The 17,707-nt window shown below is 73.5% G+C and carries 16 protein-coding genes; 2 read left to right on the top strand and 14 right to left on the bottom strand.

Going from position 1 to position 17,707, the window contains the following annotated elements; genetic code table 11:
• Positions 1–37: 37 nt before the first annotated feature.
• Positions 38–1,288 carry a glycoside hydrolase family 26 protein gene (locus ACIRR8_RS13555; protein ID WP_404063171.1) on the bottom strand — a complete coding sequence of 417 codons (1,251 nt, stop codon included), beginning with the start codon at positions 1,286–1,288 and terminating at the stop codon, positions 38–40.
• Positions 1,289–1,411: 123 nt separating this feature from the next.
• Complete coding sequence (locus ACIRR8_RS13550; protein WP_404063169.1) at positions 1,412–2,692, bottom strand: cytochrome P450; 1,281 nt, start codon at positions 2,690–2,692, stop codon at positions 1,412–1,414.
• Between the two features lie 214 nt (positions 2,693–2,906).
• On the opposite strand from ACIRR8_RS13550, the gene ACIRR8_RS13545 reads away from it, so the two are divergent.
• Both ACIRR8_RS13545 and ACIRR8_RS13540 read left to right on the top strand, forming a co-directional pair.
• Positions 2,907–3,362, top strand: a complete 456-nt coding sequence (locus ACIRR8_RS13545) for a tyrosinase family oxidase copper chaperone (protein WP_404063167.1) — start codon at positions 2,907–2,909, stop codon at positions 3,360–3,362.
• A gap of 55 nt (positions 3,363–3,417) precedes the next feature.
• The gene (locus tag ACIRR8_RS13540) at positions 3,418–4,281 is read left to right on the top strand and encodes a tyrosinase family protein (RefSeq protein ID WP_404063164.1); all 864 of its coding nucleotides are present in this window, start codon (positions 3,418–3,420) and stop codon (positions 4,279–4,281) included.
• 68 nt (positions 4,282–4,349) lie between these two features.
• Here the strand turns inward: ACIRR8_RS13540 and ACIRR8_RS13535 are convergent, their stop codons facing one another.
• From ACIRR8_RS13535 to ACIRR8_RS13480, 12 genes are all read right to left on the bottom strand, one after another.
• Positions 4,350–4,631 (bottom strand): chaplin, encoded by a 282-nt coding sequence (locus ACIRR8_RS13535; protein ID WP_237329165.1) that lies wholly within the window; start codon positions 4,629–4,631, stop codon positions 4,350–4,352.
• A gap of 139 nt (positions 4,632–4,770) precedes the next feature.
• Positions 4,771–5,919: a GNAT family N-acetyltransferase gene (locus ACIRR8_RS13530; RefSeq protein ID WP_404063161.1), complete on the bottom strand. Its 1,149-nt coding sequence runs from the start codon at positions 5,917–5,919 to the stop codon at positions 4,771–4,773.
• A complete protein-coding gene (locus ACIRR8_RS13525) occupies positions 5,916–6,614 on the bottom strand; it encodes a lipopolysaccharide biosynthesis protein (protein WP_404063159.1) in 699 nt (232 codons plus the stop codon). The genes ACIRR8_RS13530 and ACIRR8_RS13525 overlap by 4 nt, the downstream gene beginning before the upstream one ends.
• Positions 6,611–7,747, bottom strand: coding sequence for a glycosyltransferase (locus ACIRR8_RS13520; protein ID WP_404063156.1), 1,137 nt, complete (start codon positions 7,745–7,747; stop codon positions 6,611–6,613). The genes ACIRR8_RS13525 and ACIRR8_RS13520 overlap by 4 nt, the downstream gene beginning before the upstream one ends.
• Positions 7,744–8,559: a polysaccharide deacetylase family protein gene (locus tag ACIRR8_RS13515; RefSeq protein ID WP_404063154.1), complete on the bottom strand. Its 816-nt coding sequence runs from the start codon at positions 8,557–8,559 to the stop codon at positions 7,744–7,746. Before ACIRR8_RS13515 ends, ACIRR8_RS13520 begins: the two co-directional genes overlap by 4 nt.
• The gene (murJ, locus tag ACIRR8_RS13510) at positions 8,549–10,270 is read right to left on the bottom strand and encodes a murein biosynthesis integral membrane protein MurJ (protein ID WP_404063152.1); all 1,722 of its coding nucleotides are present in this window, start codon (positions 10,268–10,270) and stop codon (positions 8,549–8,551) included. Before murJ ends, ACIRR8_RS13515 begins: the two co-directional genes overlap by 11 nt.
• On the bottom strand, positions 10,267–11,619 hold the full coding sequence (locus tag ACIRR8_RS13505) for an O-antigen ligase family protein (RefSeq protein ID WP_404063149.1): 1,353 nt from the start codon (positions 11,617–11,619) through the stop codon (positions 10,267–10,269). The genes murJ and ACIRR8_RS13505 overlap by 4 nt, the downstream gene beginning before the upstream one ends.
• Before the next feature lie 2 nt (positions 11,620–11,621).
• A complete protein-coding gene (locus tag ACIRR8_RS13500) occupies positions 11,622–13,148 on the bottom strand; it encodes a sugar transferase (protein WP_404063146.1) in 1,527 nt (508 codons plus the stop codon).
• The gene (locus ACIRR8_RS13495; protein ID WP_404063144.1) at positions 13,145–14,320 is read right to left on the bottom strand and encodes a glycosyltransferase; all 1,176 of its coding nucleotides are present in this window, start codon (positions 14,318–14,320) and stop codon (positions 13,145–13,147) included. Before ACIRR8_RS13495 ends, ACIRR8_RS13500 begins: the two co-directional genes overlap by 4 nt.
• A gap of 307 nt (positions 14,321–14,627) precedes the next feature.
• Positions 14,628–15,230: a cysteine hydrolase family protein gene (locus tag ACIRR8_RS13490; RefSeq protein WP_404063141.1), complete on the bottom strand. Its 603-nt coding sequence runs from the start codon at positions 15,228–15,230 to the stop codon at positions 14,628–14,630.
• Positions 15,231–15,316: 86 nt separating this feature from the next.
• Complete coding sequence (locus ACIRR8_RS13485; protein ID WP_404063138.1) at positions 15,317–16,378, bottom strand: polyprenyl synthetase family protein; 1,062 nt, start codon at positions 16,376–16,378, stop codon at positions 15,317–15,319.
• Positions 16,375–17,475, bottom strand: coding sequence for a tetratricopeptide repeat protein (locus ACIRR8_RS13480; protein WP_404063135.1), 1,101 nt, complete (start codon positions 17,473–17,475; stop codon positions 16,375–16,377). Before ACIRR8_RS13480 ends, ACIRR8_RS13485 begins: the two co-directional genes overlap by 4 nt.
• Positions 17,476–17,707: the final 232 nt, after the last annotated feature.

The following is a 17,707-nucleotide window of genomic DNA, read 5'->3' as shown; positions in this document are numbered from 1 at the left end:
CCCCGAGCGAGGGCCGGAGCCGTTTCCATACGCCCGGTCAGTAGCGGAAGCAGATCCTGCGCTCCTTGATCCACGGGCCCAGCCAGTCCCCGAACGGCACGGTGACGCACCACCTGCGGTCGGCCGGCGGCTCGGGAGCGGTGGGCGTGGGCTGCACCGACGGGGTGGGGGAGGGCTGCACGGCCGGCGGAACGGTCGGCGTCGGAGTCGGGGACGGCGTCGGTGTGGGGCTCGGGGCCGTGGTGGGAGGCGCGCTCGGGGCGGGCTTCACCGGGGCGGCCATCTCGGCGAGCTTCGTCCGGAACACCCGCGAGGAGCGGGGATTGCTCTTGCACTGCCACACGCCGTGCGGACAGTAGTCCGTGATCGTCTGGTACAGCGGCTGATGCCGGTCGATCCAGTCGAGCATCCGCCGCATGTACTCCGGATTGTCGCCGTTGCGGAAGAGCCCCCACTCCGGGAACGAGATCGGCTTTCCGCGCTCCGCCGCGAAGTCGACATGCTTCTGGAGTCCGTACGGATCGTTGATCTGGTCGTCGAACGACTCGCCCGGCGGCTGGTCGTAGGAGTCCATGCCGATGATGTCGACGACGTCGTCACCCGGGTAGCACTCGGTCCAGGGCACCGCGTCCAGCCCCCGGCTGGGCGTGAAGTCGAATCGGAACTCCTGGCCCGGCACCGCCCGCATCGCCGTCACGATCCGCTGCCAGTACGCCTTCCAGGAGGCGGGATCGGGGCCGCAGCGATGGGTGTACGTGGTGCCGTTCATCTCCCAGCCGAGCACGATCACCGTGTCCGGCACACCGAGCGAGACCAAGCGCTCCGCGAGCCTGGTGAAGTGCTGGTCGTAGTCGCCCGCCGCCCCCGACCGCAGCAGCCGGCGTACCTGGGCGTCGGGGACGCGCTCTTCGTTCCGCTCCAGCATGGGCACGTTGAGGACGAACATCCGGTCCTCGTCCGCCTTGCGCCAGTCGGCCCAGGCGTCCAGGAAGTCGGGCGTGCCCTCGATGTTCACCCACAGATCGCCCGGCAGGTAGGTGTGGCCCACCCGCAGCTCCGCGCCGCCGAGCCAGCGCGACAGGTCCGCCATCCTGCGTACGCCGTCGGGACCGTAGTCCAGATACGCGCCGTGAGCGGTGGTGCCACCCCTGCTGCCTTGCGGTCCGGGGGCGGCGCTGTCCACGGAATCGGTGCCGGGCGACAGCTGGCCCGCGATGCCGCCGCCTGCCAGGAGACTGAGGACGGCCGCGGCGATGCACGTGGTGATGAGTCGGCGCTTGGCCGGCATGACTCCTCCTGGCTGCGATGAATTCCGGCCGATTCGGCCCGTTGGGGAGAGAGTTCCATCATCCTGCGCCATACGCGATCAGGGTGGTCCATTTAATCGTATTCGGCGTTGCGAACGAGCCGTTCAGGTGACGTCGGGTTCGACTGTGAACGGCAGGGAACCGACGCGGTTGTCGAAATTCGAATCGACCAGCCGAGGGTCGCCCGTCTGCCGGATGACGGTCCGTCGGGTGAGCAGTTCCCGGAACAGGGCCGTCATTTCGAGCCGGGCCAGGTGGGCGCCGAGGCAGTGGTGCGGGCCGCCACCGCCGTAACCGAGGTGCGGATTCGGCGACCGGGTGATGTCGAAGAGATCCGGACGGGTGAAAACCGATTCATCGCGGTTGGCGGACGCGTAGAGCAGTGCGACTTTCTCGCCGGGAACAAAGGTCCGGCCGCCCAGCTCGAATTCCGCGACGACGGTCCTGCGGAACTGGATGATCGGCGTCGAATGGCGGACGATTTCCTCGACGGCACCGCCGATGTACCGGTCGAAATCCGACCGCAGCAGCTCCCGCTGCTCCGGATGCCGGTCCAGCAGGGACAGTCCGTGCGCGATCGCGTTACGCGTGGTCTCCACCCCCGCCACCAGCAGCAGCGAGAAGAAGGCGCCGAGATCCCGCGAGGAGAGCGCCTCGCCGTCGATGTCCGCGCGTACCAGGGCCGAGACGAGGTCGTCCTGCGGGTGGCGGCGGCGCTCGTGCGCGAGGCGCGCCATGACGAGCTGCATCATCGCCAGCGAGGCGAGCCCCCGGCCGGGGATCCGCAGCCTGGCCCGCCCCCGGCGCTCGACGCCGACGTGCTCGGAGGCGTGGTCGATCTGGGCCGCGATCCGAGGCCGGTGCTCCGCCGGGATGCCCATCAGGTCGCAGATGACCTCCAGCGGCAGCCGCGACGCCGCCGACGGCATGAAGTCGTCCGGCCGCTCGGCGATCATCTCGTCCACCAGCCGCCCGGCCAGCCGGCCGATGTTCTCCTCGGTGGCGGCCAGCAGCCGTGGTGTGAACCGTCGCGAGATGATCCGGCGCAGCGCCGCGTGCTCGGCCCCGTCCAGGTTGACCATCGAGTTCCCGAACAGCGCCTTCGCCCAGCCGGCCGGCTCCGGCGTGGTGACCCCCGGCGAGCTCGCGAAGACCTTCGGCGTGCGGCTCGCGGTCAGCACGTCGGCGTGGCGCACCAGCGCGTAGAACGGCTTGCCGGAGGTACGGGCGGTGCCCGGCCGGGGCGTGAAGAGCACAGGGGCCTCCAGCTCCCGCAGCCGGGCGAAGGCGCCGAGCCTCTCCGGGCGCGGCAACTGCCAGAAACCCGGATCGGCGAGGTCGAAGCCCGCCGCACGGTCACCGGACACCTGATTCGGAACGGTCATGTCCATCCACCTCCACGAGTTCGCCCGGCCATCGTCCGGCCCGGTGCGCGCGGCGCCCCGCGCGACGCGGGCCCCCGGTGCGGATGGCCGCGCACGGTCACGCGTTTGACGGAACGCGGGCGACGCCGCGCCCACGAGAACCGATTCGGCGCCGCCTCGTTGCCACCATCGCGAGCAATATCCCGGGACGAGTCGACGAGAGAGGCAGTCACCCATGACCCGAACCACGGATCCGGGCGGCGCACCGCGTGGAGGACGCGGTACGTCGCGCCGGATCGTCCTGCGTACCGCCTTCACCGCGGCCGTGGCCACCGGCACCGCCGCGGTCCTCCTGCCGCTGTACGAGGACGAACCGGGCGCCGCGCCCGCCCCCGCCCAGGGGTCCGGTGGTGTGGAGGAGTTCGCCGAGATGTACCGGGGCCGGGAGATCAGCGGTTCGGTGACCGTCCTGGTCCCGGCCGGTGAGGCGGGCGGGGCCGGCCGGGGGGAGCCGGTCACCGAGATCCGTATCGACGGCCGCCCGCTGCACGTCATGCGGCGCGCGGACGGCACCTATCTGAGCGATGTCACGCACTACGAGTCGTTCCCCACGCTCCGCGAGACGGCCCGCGCCGCCGTGGACGAGCTCGGCACCGCCCGCCTCGCGCTCCGCGCCCCGCACCACAGGTGAGCGTCGCACCCCACGTGACCGCCCTACCGCACAGCAACCAGGAGGACCGGAACCGGTGTACACCCGCAAGAACCAGCGCGACCTCACGCGCACCGAGAAGCGGCGCCTCGTCGACGCGATCCTGAAGCTCAAGCGCTCGGGCCGCTACGACGACTTCGTCGTCATGCACCGCGAGTACTACGTCATGGACACCGAGAGCCGGCCACGCCCGGCCCACATGACCTCCTCGTTCTTCCCCTGGCACCGCCGCTATCTGCTGGAGTTCGAGCGGGCCCTCCAGACCGTCGACGCCGGCGTGAGCGTCCCGTACTGGGACTGGACGAAGGACCGCTCGCCCACCTCCTCGCTCTGGGCGGAGGACTTCCTCGGCGGCAACGGCAGGCCCGGCGACCGGCGCGTCACCACCGGCCCGTTCGCCTACGCCACGGGGAACTGGAGTGTCGGCCGCGGGGTCACCGACCAGAACTGGCTCACCCGCAACTTCGGCAGGCCCGGCAACAACCCGGTCTCCCTCCCCACCGCCGACGACGTGGCGCGAGCGCTCAAGGACCCGGTCTACGACACCGCGCCGTGGAACAGCATCAGCACCGAGGGGTTCCGCAACCGCATCGAGGGCTGGGGCATCCACCGGGTGCGCACGGTCGGCAACCACAACCGGGTCCACCAGTGGGTCGGCGGCCCGATGGCCGGGGCCGCCTCACCGGAGGACCCGGTCTTCTGGCTCCACCACTCGTTCATCGACCTGCTCTGGGACCGCTGGCGCGAGGCCCACCCCAAGTCCGCCTATCTGCCGGGCCGCAAACCCGCCTCACCCGGCCGGGACCGCGCCTACGTCTTCGGCCTCGACGACCCGATGCCCCCGTGGAACGTCACCCCGAAGGCCCTTCTCGACCACAGCAAGGTCTACCGCTACGCCTGAGCGCGCGCAGCACGACGGCCGGCCCCTCCGGGAAGGAGGGAGCCGGCCGTCGCGGTGTTACGGGGAGATCAGCGGCCGTAGCCGTAGTCGCCCTTGTCGTCGTGGCCACCGTCGGCGTTGACGCAGGTGTTGCCGAAGGCCGGGTTGAGCAGGCCGATCACGTTGATCGTGTTGCCGCAGACGTTGACCGGCACGTGGACCGGGACCTGGACGAGGTTGCCCGAGAGGACGCCGGGGGACCCGATGGCCGCACCCTGCGCACCGGCGTCGGCGGAGGCCATGCCGGCGCCGCCGGCGATGAGGGCACCGGTGCCCGCCATGACAGCGGCGACCTTCGTAATACGCGACATCAGAACTCCTTGTAAGGAAGGGGGGTTGCTGCGGAGCGCGAGGCCCGCATGCCCTGACAACGCGAGAGGCGCCGGACGGTAACGGATCTACCCGAAGGCGATGTTTCCGGTGTTGTCCCACGGCCTGTCGCGGCACGCCTCACCGCCCGATGACCGGAAGCGTGGTAAGCCGCTCGTGCCAGTCCCGCGCGGCGGGGAACCGGGTCTTGACCGTCTCCACGGCCCTTTCCCGTACCGCCACCTGCGACTCCCGCAGCCGCAGCAGCGGCTCCAGACCGGGCCGGGCCAGCAGCAGCCGCTGGTTGACGACCGTGACCGGCTGCCAGTGGTTCTTGTACTGCTCGGCGCCGCGCAGCAGGCTCAGCACCTCACGGCCGGTGTCCGACGCCTGCTGGGAGACCTCGCGCAGCAGCATGGTCGACACATCGACCTTCCGATCCCGCAGCCCCGGGTCCGCCCCGTACAGATAGCCGCCCGCCAGCTGCCCGGACTGCAGGGTCAGATTGGCCGCCACTACCTCGCCGCCCATCAGGAACTCGGTGACGGCGGCCGTGCCGTCGCCGACCATCCGCCCCACCGAGCGGATCAGGTGGTCCGAGAACCGGGCCCGCAGGTGCTCCGGGTTGACCCCGCGGTCCCGCCACTGGAGTTCGTGGAGCCGCAGCAGGGTGCCGATCGCCGCCGGCACCCCGTCCTGCGGGACCGTGCGGGCCTCCACGTCCAGCGCCTCGATCCGGCGCAGTTTGGCCCGCAGCCGCTGGCCCCGCGAGCCGGTCAGCCGACCCACCAGGTCGCCGAGCGGCCGGGCGGGCAGCTCCATGCACGTCGAGTCCGTGAGCCGGCTCCGCGCGCCCGGCCACCGGCCGAACAGCAGCTGCGCCGACGCGTCCGGCCGGACCTCCCGCAGGTCGACGACGGTGTGCCGGGCCGCCCGGTCCAGACCGCGCTGGAGCGCCCCGACCGCGTACCCGGCCTCCTCCTCGTCCAGCAGGATGTCGAAGAAGTCGGAGATCGCCCCGCCCATCGGCACCAGCAGCGGCATCGGCCGGTGCACCAGCATCAGCGGCGCCGCTCCGATCAGCCGCCCCGAGCGGCGGACCAGCAGGACGCGCAGCCTGCCCTCCTGGCCGTAGGAGAGCCACCAGGAGTGGAGCCAGGCGTGGCTCTGGAACGGGGTGGCGGTGGCGCAGCGGCGGTGCAGCGCGTCCCACTCCCCGGCGAGCGCGCCGAACTCCCCGAAGTCCCGGCAGAGCGTCACGGTGAGGCTGCCCACCCGGTCGGCCGTCATCGTACGAGCTCCCGGTCCTCGGTGGTGCTGTGGTCCTCGGCGGCGGTCGGCCCGGGCACCTGGGCGGAGACGCTCCAGCCCGCGCGCCGCGGCCGTACCAGCAGGACGAGCCCGCCGAGCAGACCACCCGCGGCCGCGCCCACGGCGGTGCCCAGCGGCACCGACGGCGAGACCGGCTGGTCCGGCTTCATCGCGTGCGTGAACTTGATCAGCTTCACCCCGGTGTCCTTGGAGACATGGCCGCTGCTCACGATGACGGCCTCGATCACCGCGTTGGCGATGTCGGCCGCCCGGCCCGGCTTGTCGGACGTCCCGGTCACCGCGATCATCGGCGAGTCGGGCGAGGTCTCGGAGCGCACCTGGGAACGGAGGGCGCGCATCCGCTCACCGGCCGCGCCCTGGGCGTAGGAGAGGGTGGCGTCACTGGTGACGAGGCGCCCGTAGGACTGCGCGTAGCCGAGCGCGGCCCCCGGGGCCGACTCCTCCTCGGCGACCGCCATGGCGTAGCTGGTGGCCTCGTACTGAGGCGTGGCGAGCAGCCCGTACGAGAGCCCGGAGGCGGTGCCGAGCAGCACGCAGACGGGCAGGGGCCACCAGTGGGGCAGCCGGGTGAGGGCGGTGCGCAGCTGGGCGGGGGCGTTGCTCAGCCGCTTCCGCAGGACGGCGGGTCGCTGCTGCGCGGGAGACTCGGTCATGGAAGGGCTCTCCGGTTCGGTGGGGCGGTGTCGAGGGCGTACGCGTACACATCCATCAGGCGCTCGCTGCTGCGCCGGATGTCGTAGTGGCCGACGGCCCGTGGCGGCGGGCGACGGTCCGGGCGGGCCTGTATCCGCTGCCGCAGCACGGCGGTCAGCTCGTCGGGGCTCCCGGCGATCCGGGTGGCGCCCGGGGCGTGGGCGGCGGACAGGTCGTCGATGGCCGGGCAGGCGTCGTGCAGCACGGGCAGCCCGGCGGCGAGCGCCTCCACCGCGGCCAGGCCGAACGACTCCTCGCGGGACGTCGATACGAAGGTGTCGACGGCGCTCAGCAGCGCCGGGACCCCGGGCACCGGGCCACCACCGCCCGCGCCGCACTCCCCGAGGAGCAGGATCCGGTCCGCCGCCCCCAGTTCGGCCGCCAAGGCCCGGAGCGCCCCGGCCTCCGGCCCGTCACCGGCCAGCAGCAGCCGGGCCTCCGGCAGCGCGGCGACCGCCCGTACCGCCACGTCGAAGCGCTTGCCGGGCACCAGCCGGCCCACCCCGCCGACCACGAACGCGTCGTCGGGGATCCCGAGCGCCGTCCGCACGGCGAGGCGCCGGTCCGGGTCGAAGCGGTAGCGGTCCGCGTCGATGCCGTTGGGCACCAGCCGGATCCGCTCGGCCGGCACCCCCCAGTCCCGCAGCCGCCCCGCGACGGTGGAGGAGACGGCGACGGTGGCCGCGCCCAGGCGTTCGGTGGAGAGGTAGAGGGCGCGGATGCCCCGGGTCAGCGGACGGCCCTCGATCTCGGCGCGCCCCAGGGAGTGTTCGGTCGCCACGGCCGCCCGGACACCCGCGAGGCGCGCGGCGATCCGCCCGTACACACAGGCGCGGTAGAGGTGCGTGTGGACCAGGTCGTAGCGGCCGTCGCGGATCAGCCGGGTCAGCCGGCCGACCGCCGACAGGTCCCGGTTGCCGCGCATCCCCAGGTGGACGACGCGCACTCCGTCGGCCCGCAGTCCGTCCGCCACCGGGCCCGGGTTGGTGAGCGTCACCACGTCGCACTCCACCGGCAGATGGCGCAGCAGCAGCCGCAACTGCTGCTCGGCGCCGCCGACCCCGAGCCCGGTGATGACGTGCAGCGCCCTCACCGCGGACCACCCGCCCGCACCGGAGAGGCGGTACGGGGACCGGCACCGGGCACGACCGCTCCGTGCCGCAGCCCGTGCCGCAGGTCCTTGGCCCAGAGCCGGACGCCCCGGTCGGCCTGGCTGATGTGGGTGCGAGGAAGGGCGAACCGGCTGATCAGCGGGCCGGGAGCCAGTGCGCAGCCGTACCCGTACCCGGCACGGCGGACCGCTTCCGCGACCCGCCGGTCGAACGTCCCGTACGGATAGCAGAAGCCCTCGGGCGGTGTGCCGGTGAGTTCGCCGATCGCCTTCCGGCTGCGGACCGTCTCCTGGCGCAGCTCCTGGTCCGTGAGCGTGGTGAGGTCTTGGTGGAGGAGGCCGTGCGAGCCGACCTCCATCCCGGCCTCGGCGATCCGCCGGATCCCGTCGTAGGTGAGCAGCGGCTTGCGCGGCCCGAGCGGATCCCACGCGTTGACGCCGCCCCGCCGTCCCGGCAGCACGAAGACCGTGGCGGTGCAGCCGTGGGTGCGGAGCACCGGCAGGGCCTCGTGGAGGAAGTCCGCGTACCCGTCGTCGAAGGTCAGCCCGACCAGCCCGCGCCGCCCCGCCGCATGAGCCCGCATCAGCTCCGCCACGCCCACTCCCCGCAGGCCTCTGCCGCGCAGCCAGGCCAGCTGCTCGCCGAGCCGCCGGGGGGAGACGGTGATGCCGTACGGGTCGTCGTCGGTGTCCGTCACCGAGTGGTACGTGAGGATCCACGGCTGACGGCGGGTGTGCGGGCGGAGCCGGGACGAGGGAGCGTCGGCGCAAGGCGCCGAGGGGTCAGCGGCCATCAGTGAACCTCCGTCGGATGAGTGCCAGCAGGGAGACGACCTCGGGCGAGCGCAGGGCCAGCCCGGTCAGGAAGAAGACGGCGGGGACGAGGACACATCCGGCGGCCAGGCTCACCACGGCTTCGGGGAGCAGCGGCGCCACCGCCCAGCCCGCCGCGCCGGCCACCAGCGCGGCGCCCGCGAGCCGGCCGAGCGACCAGGCGACCGCACGTGCCCGGATCGGGACCACCCGGGTGCCGAGCCCCATCAGCAGGAGGAGCGCGGTGGTGCTGATCCCGATCGCGTTGGCGGTGGCGATGCCGTCGACGCCGAAGCGGTACGTGAGCGCGTACCCGGCGCCCATCGTGACGAGGAGTCCGGTGCCCATCGCGAAGGCCGGGAACCAGGTGGGCCGGCCGGACGAGAAGAACGGGCGGCTCAGCGCGCCGACGAGACAGTGGCCGAGCAGCCCGGCCGCGTAGACCCGCATCACCTGGGCGGTGGCCTCGGTGTCGGCGGTGTCGAACGCGCCGCGCTGGAAGAGGACTTCGATAATCTGGGGCGCGTAACCGAGCACGACCGCCGTGCCGAGCAGCACCACCATTCCCGCCAGCGCGAGATCCCGCTCCACCCGCTGCCGGGCCTTCTCCCGCTGACCGTCGGCCATGGCCCGCGCGACGACCGGGAACGTCACCGTGCAGATCATCAGGGAGAGCACCATCGGCATCTGCGCGACCTTCTGCGCGTAGTTGAGATGCGAGATGGCACCGGCCGGAAGCGTGGAGGCCAGGAACCGTTCGACCAGCACCTGCGACTGGCGGCCCACCACGAACAGCACGACCGGCGCGAGGACGGTGAGGCCGAGCAGCGGAGCGGTGCGTGCGGCCCGTCGCTTCAGGCCTCCGAGGCGGGGACGCGCCAGGGGCAGGAGCCGGAGGAAGGTGGGGAGCTGGGTGAGGATCATGAGCAGGCTGCCGACGGCGACCCCCGCGGCGGCCGCCCGCACGCCCCACACCGAGTGCAGCGCCAGCGTCATGCCGATGATGCCGATGTTGTACGCGACGTAGACACAGGCGGGCGGCACGAAGCTGCGGTGGGCGCGCAGGGCGGCGCTGAAGTAGCCGGTGATGCCGAAGGTGAGCACGGTGACGGCGGTCAGCCGGGTGCAGTCGACCGCCAGGTCCGGATCGGCCAGCCCGGGCGCCAGGACGCCGACGACCCACGGAGCGCCCGCCATCAGCAGCGCCGCACCGGCCATGAGCCCGACGCAGAGCCGGGGCAGGGTGGCCGCCACCAGTTCGCGTACGGGGTCGGGGCCCGGCTCCCCGGTCTCCGTCCGTGCGGCACTCCCGGCGTCCGCGCGGCGGGTGAGGGCGAGGCTGAAGGCCGGGACGAGGAGCAGTGCCATCCCGTCCTCGATGAGGAGCGTGGCCGCCATCTCCGGCACGGTCCAGGCGATCAGGAACGCGTCACTGGCGTGGCTCGCGCCGAAGTACCGGGCGATCGCCTGGTCCCGTACGAGGCCGAGTACGGCTCCGAGGACGGTGAGGACCGCGGTGGCCGCCGCCGCCCGGGCGAGGAAGGAGCCGAGCCCGGGAGCCTCACCGCCCGTGGGTTCCGGTGCGGTGGCCGGGCCGGGGCCGGAGCCCGGGGGCTGGCCGGGGCCGGGGAGCAGGGCAGGAGCAGTCGCCTCGCGTGTCTCCGCCTCGGTGTCCGTGCCGGTGTCGCTCACGCCGTACCCGCCCTCTCCGGCTCGGCCAGCGCCCACCAGGCCGCGAGCCCCAGGACGACGCCGCCCAGCACGGTCGTGGGACCGCCGATGTCGGAGTACAGGAAGTTGACGCTCTGCCAGGCCATCAGCGCGACCGCAGCCAGACCGCAGTCCACGGCCGCGTCGCCGCGCGAGCGGGCCCGGACCAGCCGGCGTACGGCGCCGACCAGGATCGCCGCCCAGCCGCCGACGACCGCCGTCAGACCGATGAGGCCCTGTTCGCTGAGGATGAGCAGATACATGTTGTGCGGCGAGAGGAGCGCCTGCTTGCGGAACTCCTGGCCCGCGCCCGCCGTGTCGCTGCCGGAGGAGAGGCCGATCGACGCGTGGCCGTCGCGGTGGTCGGGGAAGCCCTTGAGACCGACTCCGGTCAGGGGCTGCTCGCGCCACATGGAGCCCGCCGCGCCCCACATCGTGTACCGGTCGTTCACCGACCGGTCGGGGGCCCGGGTCACCTCGGTCACGCTGGCGGCCCGGTCCGCGATCATCTCCGAGCCGATACCGAACCCGCCGATCAGGACCACCGCCGTGGCCCCCAGCACCGCCAGCGACGTCAGCGCCTGCCGGCGGCCCGTCAGAGCGAGAGCGACCAGGAGAGCGGCCGCCGTCGCGATCCACACGCCCCGGCTGAAGGAGAGCGCGAGCGGCACGATCAGCCCGACGGCCACGACGGCGGCTGCGGGGCGCAGCCACGCCGGAGCGGTACGCGGGGTCCGCAGCGCGCACGCGGCGGCGGCCAGCAGCCCGTACGCGACGACCGTGGCCATGCCCATGATGTCGCTCGGGCCGAACGTGCCGACCGCCCGGAGATCCTCGCCCATGTACGAGGCGCCGGTCCCGGTGACGTACTGGTCGACGCCCACCACGCCCTGCACGAGCGCCAGGAGCACCAGGGCCCCGGCGACGATCCGGAAGCCGTGGGCGTCCTTGAGCAGGAGGCAGACGGCGGCCGGGACCAGGACGAAGACCTGGAGGTAGCGGACCAGCCCCGGCAGCGCCGCGGCCGGATCGGCCGCCGTCACCGTCGCCACCGCGAAGCCCACGGCGGGCAGCCCCAGCACCAGGGCGGCGGCCGGGCTGAGCGGCCGCCGCCGGAGGTACAGCAGCCGTCCCCCGCAGACCAGGACCGCGACGCCGGAGGCGATGTCGGCCGGTCCCACGCCGCCACCGAGGGCGTACGGCAGCGCGGGCAGCAGCACGGTCGCGATCAGCGGGAGCAGCGGCCACCGGCTCCGCCACCCGCCCGGTCCGGGACGGGGAGCGGCGGGGGCCGGCGCCCCGGGCGCCGGGGCGGTCAGCGTGGCGGCCATGGTCAGCTGCCTCCGAGCCGGAAGAAGGAGCCCGCCGTCCGCGCCAGCACGCACGCGTCCTGCCACAGGGACCAGGTCTCGATGTACCGGTTGTCGAACCTGGCCCGCTCCTCGATCGAGGTGTCACCGCGCAACCCGTTCACCTGAGCCAGCCCGGTGATGCCGACCGGCATCCGGTGACGGGCCTGGTAGCCGGGGTGCGTCCGGCTGAACTGCGCGACGAAGAAGGGGCGTTCGGGCCGGGGGCCGACCAGGCTCATGTCGCCGCGCAGGACGTTCCACAGCTGCGGCAGCTCGTCCAGCGAGGTGCGGCGCAGCAGCCGGCCGACGCGGCTCATCCGCCCGTCGGAGGCCACGTTCCACCGGGTCGCGGACTCCTGGGCGTCGGCGGGCCGCAGCGTACGGAACTTGAGCAGCACGAACGGACGGCCGTGCCGGCCCACCCGCTCCTGCCGGAAGATGACCCCGGGGCCGTCCGAGAGCCGTACCGCCAGCGCGCACAACGCCATCAGCGGCGCCACCAGCACCAGGCCGACGCCCGCCAGCACCGCGTCCATCACCCGTTTCGCCGCGTGGCTGACGGGCCGGTGCGTGCCGTCCTGGAGCGGATGGGCGGCGAACCCCCACAGGTGGTCGGGGCGCACGCCGGCCGGGCGGGTGGCCACCGCGGTGTCGCCGGTGACCAGCCACACCCGGCAGCCGTGGCCGGTGAGCAGGGCGAAGAGGGCGGGGCCGTCGGGCATGGTCTCGGGCGGTGCGGTGAACACCGCGTGCCGCACGGTGTTCTGCACGACGGCCCGTCCCACCTCCTGCGGAGTGACCAGGACCGGCAGCTTCACGACGTCCGGCCGCGCCGCGGGCTCCTCGGCGGAGACGCCGGAGACGCCGGAGACTCCGGAGGCGGGGGAGGCGTCGGGACCGGCGGATGCGGCGACCCGGCCGACCGGGCGCAGCCCGTACTCAGGATGGTCGTGGAGCGCGGCCGTCACCTGCCGGGCGACCGGGCCGTGGCCGACGATCAGGGTGGAGAGCGGGTTGCGGACCGCCGACCGGTGGCGGACCCGGTGCACGACCGCGCGTCCGGAAGCGCACAGCACGGTCTGCGTGGCCGCCGCGTACGCCAGCACCGTCCAGCCGATCTCATGGGCCGGGGCCCAGGCCGCGACGACCTCCATGGTCACGTACCACTGGAGCAGCGCGAGGCCGAGGAGCGCGGGCACCTCGGAGAGCACCGAGGGGGAGAGGCCGAGCCGGTGGAGACCCCGGTACGCGTGGAGCAGCACCTGCGCCACCGCCTGCGCGGCGACCACGGGCCAGGGCCAGCCGGCCGGGGTGCACACCGCGAACGTGACGGCCAGCGCCGCCGCGTCGGCACCGAGGAGCTGTGCGGCGGGCGCGACCCGGGTGGCGCGGCGACCACCGCCGAGCACCCGCGTACCGCCGTCGCTTCTTCGCGGCGGATGAACCGTGTGAGCCTGTACGGCTGTGGCCTGGCCGGCGCCGGGGACCGGTGCACTCTCCATCGTCATCGCTCGGTGCGCTTCCTCATCGTGGGGCCGGACAGGGAGACAATTTCCTGGTAAAGACCGGCAACCGCCCCCGCGGTCCGTCGGACGTCGAACGCCGCCCGGGCATGGCGCAGGGCCCGGTGGGCCACCGCCTCGCGCAGCTCCGGATCGGTGAGCAGGGCGGTGAGCGAGGCCGCCAGCGCCGCGGGGTCCTCGGGCGGTACGAGGAGGTGGTGCTCGTCGCCCGGCGCCACGCTCTCCCGCGCCCCGCTCACATCGCTCATCACCACGGCCCGGCCGCAGGCCATGGCCTCCAGCGGGGCCAGCGCCATGCCCTCCCAGCGGGACGGCAGGACGACGAGGTCGGCCGCGTGGATCCACGGCCGTACGTCGGCGCTCGACCCGGTGAACAGGACGCCGGGCGGAGCCGCCTCCTCCAGGCCGGCGCGGTCGGGGCCGTCGCCGACGAGGACGAGGCGCGCTCCGGGGACCCGCAGCCGGCGCCAAGCGCTCAGCAGGACGTCCTGACCCTTCTGCCGGGTCAGGCGGCCGACGCAGACGACGAGCGGGGCCTGCGGATCCGTCCCGTCCAGTACCGGCAGCGCGGCCCGGGCCGCTGTGCGGTCGGCCTGGCCGCCGGGGCGGAAGCGGTCGAGGTCGATGCCGTTGTGGATCACCGACCAGCGGGCGGTGATGCCCGCCTCCTGTCCTGCGCGCCGCTCGGACTCGCTGACGCAGAGGATGTGGTCGGCCCAGCGCGCCCCGAACCGCTCCCAGTTCAGAGCCAGTTCGGCGGTCCGGCCGCGTACGGCCTCGAAGGACCAGGCGTGCGGCTGGAACACCGTGGGCACCTTGCCCCGTACGGCGATGCGGCCCGCGAGGCCCGCCTTGGCGCTGTGTGCGTGCACCACGTGCGGGCGGCAGTCGCGGACGATCTGCCGCGCCCCGGCGACCTCCCCGGCCAGCCGCGGACCCGGCGCCCGGGTGGCGGACCAGCCCCGGACCTGAGCTCCCGCGGCGGCCGCCCCGACGGCCAGCGGGCTGCCGGGCGGACAGGCCACCACGGGCCGCAGCCCGGCGACGGCCTGGGCCCTGACGAGATCGGTGACGACCCGGGCCACTCCACCGTCCACGGGCTGAACCAGATGAAGGACCGTCAATTGTCTTTCTTCGGCACGACGCATGTGCAGCACGTACGGCTCTCTTCGCTCAATCCGGTGAGTAAAGCCGAAGTGCACTTTGGCAGACATGTGGCGAAATCGTGCGCGTGACTCGCTCATACGACCACGTGAGGATTACCGGCACGATGCCGCTGATCAGGTGGTCCGCGCGGCCGCTCCGTGTCCTCGTGAACATGTTGGAATGCGTGTCGGATGAGTGGGTGCGGCGCAATTGCGGGAGCGGGCCGGAGGAATTGTCACGGGGAGGGGGTGACGCTGTTCGCCGCATCTCGGCGACGGCCGGTTGCCATGGTGGATGGCAGCACCATCTACATGGCGGTCACGCAGTTCTATTGTCGGTAAAGGGCTCCGCCCGGGTGGCCGTGAAGGTGACGTCCTCGGCACGGGCGACGACCTCCACCTCGTCGCCGAGGGCCCATTCCGCGACCCGGGACGCCATCGCCGCCGGAACGCGCTCGCCGATGCCCGGCGCGGCCGGGATGTCGTACGTGGCGTGGGCGTCGTGCGGCAGCACTACCCGGTACTCCAACTCCAGCGCCCGGCGTGCGGTGGCCAGGACGCACATCTCCGACATGACCCCGCACACGGCGAGCGAGGCGACCCCGGCGGCCGTCAGCCGGTCCTCCAGTGTCGTGGACTCGAAGCCGTCGTCCTCGGTCTTGCGGATCACGGTCTCGGCCGGTCCTGCGGCGACCGGAAGGTACAACTCCCAGCCGGGTGTGTACGGTTCGTCGGGTTCGCCGGCCGGCCCGTCGTTCTGCAGGTGGACGACGAGCGCCCCGGCCGCCCGGGCGCGGCGGACGAGGCGCTCGACCCGGTCCAGCAGCCGGCGCGCGTCGGGCACGGGGTTCTCGCCCGCGACGAAGGCCGCCTGGAGATCGACGACGAGCAGTGCCTGTACGGGCGGAGGGAGGGGAGACATGACGGCTCCGGCCTTCGGGGTGTGCGGGACTTCGGGGTGACCATCCTCGCAGCCGGCGGCCCGGGGAAAGGCCGCCGGCTGCGAGGTCAGCCGGTGCGGTCGACGAGGAAGGGGATCAGGGTCAGCAGATCGCCGCGCGCGCCCTCGTGCAGCTCCACTCCGTCCAGGCAGGCGCGGGCGGCCCGCAGGTGTTCCCGGGCCTCGGTAACCGTGGCCCGGCGGCCGCCGGCCTCGTCGACCAGCTCGGCCGCCCGGCGCAGGCCTGCCTCGTCGAGCGGATCGTCCCCGGTATCGGCCCCGGTGAGAAGGGCCTCCAGCCGTCGGGCCGCCGGGTGGCCGCAGGCCAGGACCGCCAGGACCGGGAAGGTCTTCTTCAGCCGCCGCAGATCGCTGTGCACCGGCTTCCCCGTCACCTGCGGATCGCCCCATATGCCCAGCAGGTCGTCCACCGCCTGGAACGCCACGCCCAGGTGCCGTCCCGCCCGGTCCAGCGCGTCGGCCGTGGCCGCCGGCGCCCCGGCCAGCACCGCGCCCAGCGCGGCGGCGCAGCCGAGCAGCGACCCGGTCTTCTCCGTGGCCATCGCCCGGTACTCGTGCGGCAGGACCGCGTCGGGCCCGGTCCACGGCCGCGACTCGAAAAGCAGGTCCTGAGCCTGACCGTGCACCAGATCGCCCAGCGCCGCCGACAGACGGCGCACCGCCGCCGCCCCCGTGGCGCCCGGGACCTCCGTGAGGGTCCGGACGGCCAGCGCGAACAGGGCGTCCCCGGCGAGGACCGCCGGACCGGTGCCGTACGCCTTCCACACGGTCGGGCGGCGGCGCCGGGTCTCGTCGCCGTCCATGATGTCGTCGTGGATGAGCGAGAAGGTGTGGACGAGCTCGACGGCGACCGCGCCGGTGACCCCGTCGCGGCCGCTGCCCCCGGCGGCCTCCGAGCCGAGTACCGCGAGCGCCTGGCGGACCCCCTTGCCCTGCGAGCCGGGGACCGGGGCGCCGTCCACGCCGCTCCAGCCCAGCGAGAAGGCGGCCGTCTCGGCGTGCCAGGGGTGGAGCCGGCGCACCGACTCCACCAGCGCGGGCCGGACGAGCTCACGGCACCGGTCGAGTATCTGCGGCGCCGGCGCCTGCCGGGTCGTGGACAGCGTCATCGGGCCCGGGCCTCCTCGTGCGGGGCAGTAAATCCGGTGGAGCGCCCGCCGCCCTCCTCGCCCTCCGCCGTCGGTTCCACCCCCAGTTCCGCGTACGCCTTCTCCACCATCTCCCGGGCGTTGAGCAGCCCGATCCGGCTCAGCCTGCCGCGCAGCTCGTCCAGCTCCGCCGCCGTGGCCGCGCGGTCCCGGCCCAGGCGGGCGCGTGCCTTGACCAGGCCCAGGGCCGCCAGCGCCTCGCCCCGCGGTTCGGTCATCGCGCGGAACTCCGTCAGCGCCTGCTCGTACACCTCGCGCGCCTCCTCGTACCGGCCGGCGCGGAAGAGCACGTTGGCGCGCATCTTGTGGTTGTAGGCGAGCGCGCTGGAGAGCTTCATCTCCCGGCAGGTGACCTCGGCCTCGGCGAGCAGGCCGAGCGCGCGTGCCGTGCCGCCCTCGCGGAGGGAAACGATGTCAGCGATGCCGCGCAGGGCCCATGCCCGGCCCCGCCGGTCGTCGGCGTTCCCGGCGAGGACGGCCGCCTCCTCGAACATCTCCAGTGCCGAGTCGAGCTGCCCGGTGTTGCGGTGGATCTGCGCGATCCCCTCCAGCGCCCACACCGTGTGACGCGCCTCGCCCCGGGCGCGGGCCTCGGCGAGCAGCTGTTCGTGGAGCGTGGCGACCGTCGCGTAATCGCCCTGGATGCGTCCGGTCTCGGCCAGTCCGGCGAGCGAGTAGCCGCGCGCCACCACGTCCCCGCCGCGCTTGCCCAGCTCGGCCGCGAGCCCCAGCAGCCGGAACGCGAGGCGCAGCGAACCCCGTTGACGCGCCAGCGTCCCACCGCTCCACAGCGCCCACGCCATCGCCCCGGTGGCCCCGGCCGAGCGCGCGGCCCGGTAGCTGGCCTTCCACGCCCGGTCCGCCTCCTCGACCTGCCCGAGCCGGCGGTGCGCCTCGGCCACCGCGAGCCCGGTCCGCGCCACCTCCTCCCGCGAGCCGGAGAGCTCGGCCTGTTTCAGATGCCGTACGCCCTCGGCCAGGACGTCGGTGAGGGAGGCGTTCACCGACATCTTGGTGAGAGCGCCCTGGTACTCGGGCGCCAGTGCCTTGGTCTGCATGGGTGCCTTCCGCGCGGTGTCCGGGCGGGACCGGCTCCACTATGCGCTCGGTGTATACAGGGAGCGCATAGTCGGCCGGTTTCCGGGGCCCGGTACAGGTGGGGGCGGACGCCGCTCGTCTCCGGGCGGCGAACCGTTCTGTCAGTGATCAAGACGGCGGCCGAGCCTCTGGGGTTGCTCGAACCGCGCAGGACGTTCTCCGGGACGTCCCCGTGCGGTGACCGAAGCCCTG

The sequence above is a fragment of the Streptomyces sp. NPDC101178 genome, from assembly GCF_044767965.1.
GTDB lineage: Bacteria > Actinomycetota > Actinomycetes > Streptomycetales > Streptomycetaceae > Streptomyces.
Note: the sequence above shows the minus strand (reverse complement) of the source record. Positions and strands in the feature narration are given on the sequence as shown.

What these genes read in the sequence shown, in the direction of transcription:
- ACIRR8_RS13485 (WP_404063138.1), bottom strand. Translation starts at nt 16,378, where the DNA reads ATGACGCTGTCCACGACCCGGCAGGCGCCGGCGCCGCAGATACTCGAC.
- ACIRR8_RS13500 (WP_404063146.1), bottom strand. Translation starts at nt 13,148, where the DNA reads ATGACGATGGAGAGTGCACCGGTCCCCGGCGCCGGCCAGGCCACAGCC.
- ACIRR8_RS13550 (WP_404063169.1), bottom strand. Translation starts at nt 2,692, where the DNA reads ATGACCGTTCCGAATCAGGTGTCCGGTGACCGTGCGGCGGGCTTCGAC.
- ACIRR8_RS13490 (WP_404063141.1), bottom strand. Translation starts at nt 15,230, where the DNA reads ATGTCTCCCCTCCCTCCGCCCGTACAGGCACTGCTCGTCGTCGATCTC.
- ACIRR8_RS13555 (WP_404063171.1), bottom strand. Translation starts at nt 1,288, where the DNA reads ATGCCGGCCAAGCGCCGACTCATCACCACGTGCATCGCCGCGGCCGTC.
- ACIRR8_RS13505 (WP_404063149.1), bottom strand. Translation starts at nt 11,619, where the DNA reads ATGGCCGCCACGCTGACCGCCCCGGCGCCCGGGGCGCCGGCCCCCGCC.
- ACIRR8_RS13515 (WP_404063154.1), bottom strand. Translation starts at nt 8,559, where the DNA reads ATGGCCGCTGACCCCTCGGCGCCTTGCGCCGACGCTCCCTCGTCCCGG.
- ACIRR8_RS13530 (WP_404063161.1), bottom strand. Translation starts at nt 5,919, where the DNA reads ATGACGGCCGACCGGGTGGGCAGCCTCACCGTGACGCTCTGCCGGGAC.
- ACIRR8_RS13525 (WP_404063159.1), bottom strand. Translation starts at nt 6,614, where the DNA reads ATGACCGAGTCTCCCGCGCAGCAGCGACCCGCCGTCCTGCGGAAGCGG.
- ACIRR8_RS13535 (WP_237329165.1), bottom strand. Translation starts at nt 4,631, where the DNA reads ATGTCGCGTATTACGAAGGTCGCCGCTGTCATGGCGGGCACCGGTGCC.
- ACIRR8_RS13480 (WP_404063135.1), bottom strand. Translation starts at nt 17,475, where the DNA reads ATGCAGACCAAGGCACTGGCGCCCGAGTACCAGGGCGCTCTCACCAAG.
- ACIRR8_RS13545 (WP_404063167.1), top strand. Translation starts at nt 2,907, where the DNA reads ATGACCCGAACCACGGATCCGGGCGGCGCACCGCGTGGAGGACGCGGT.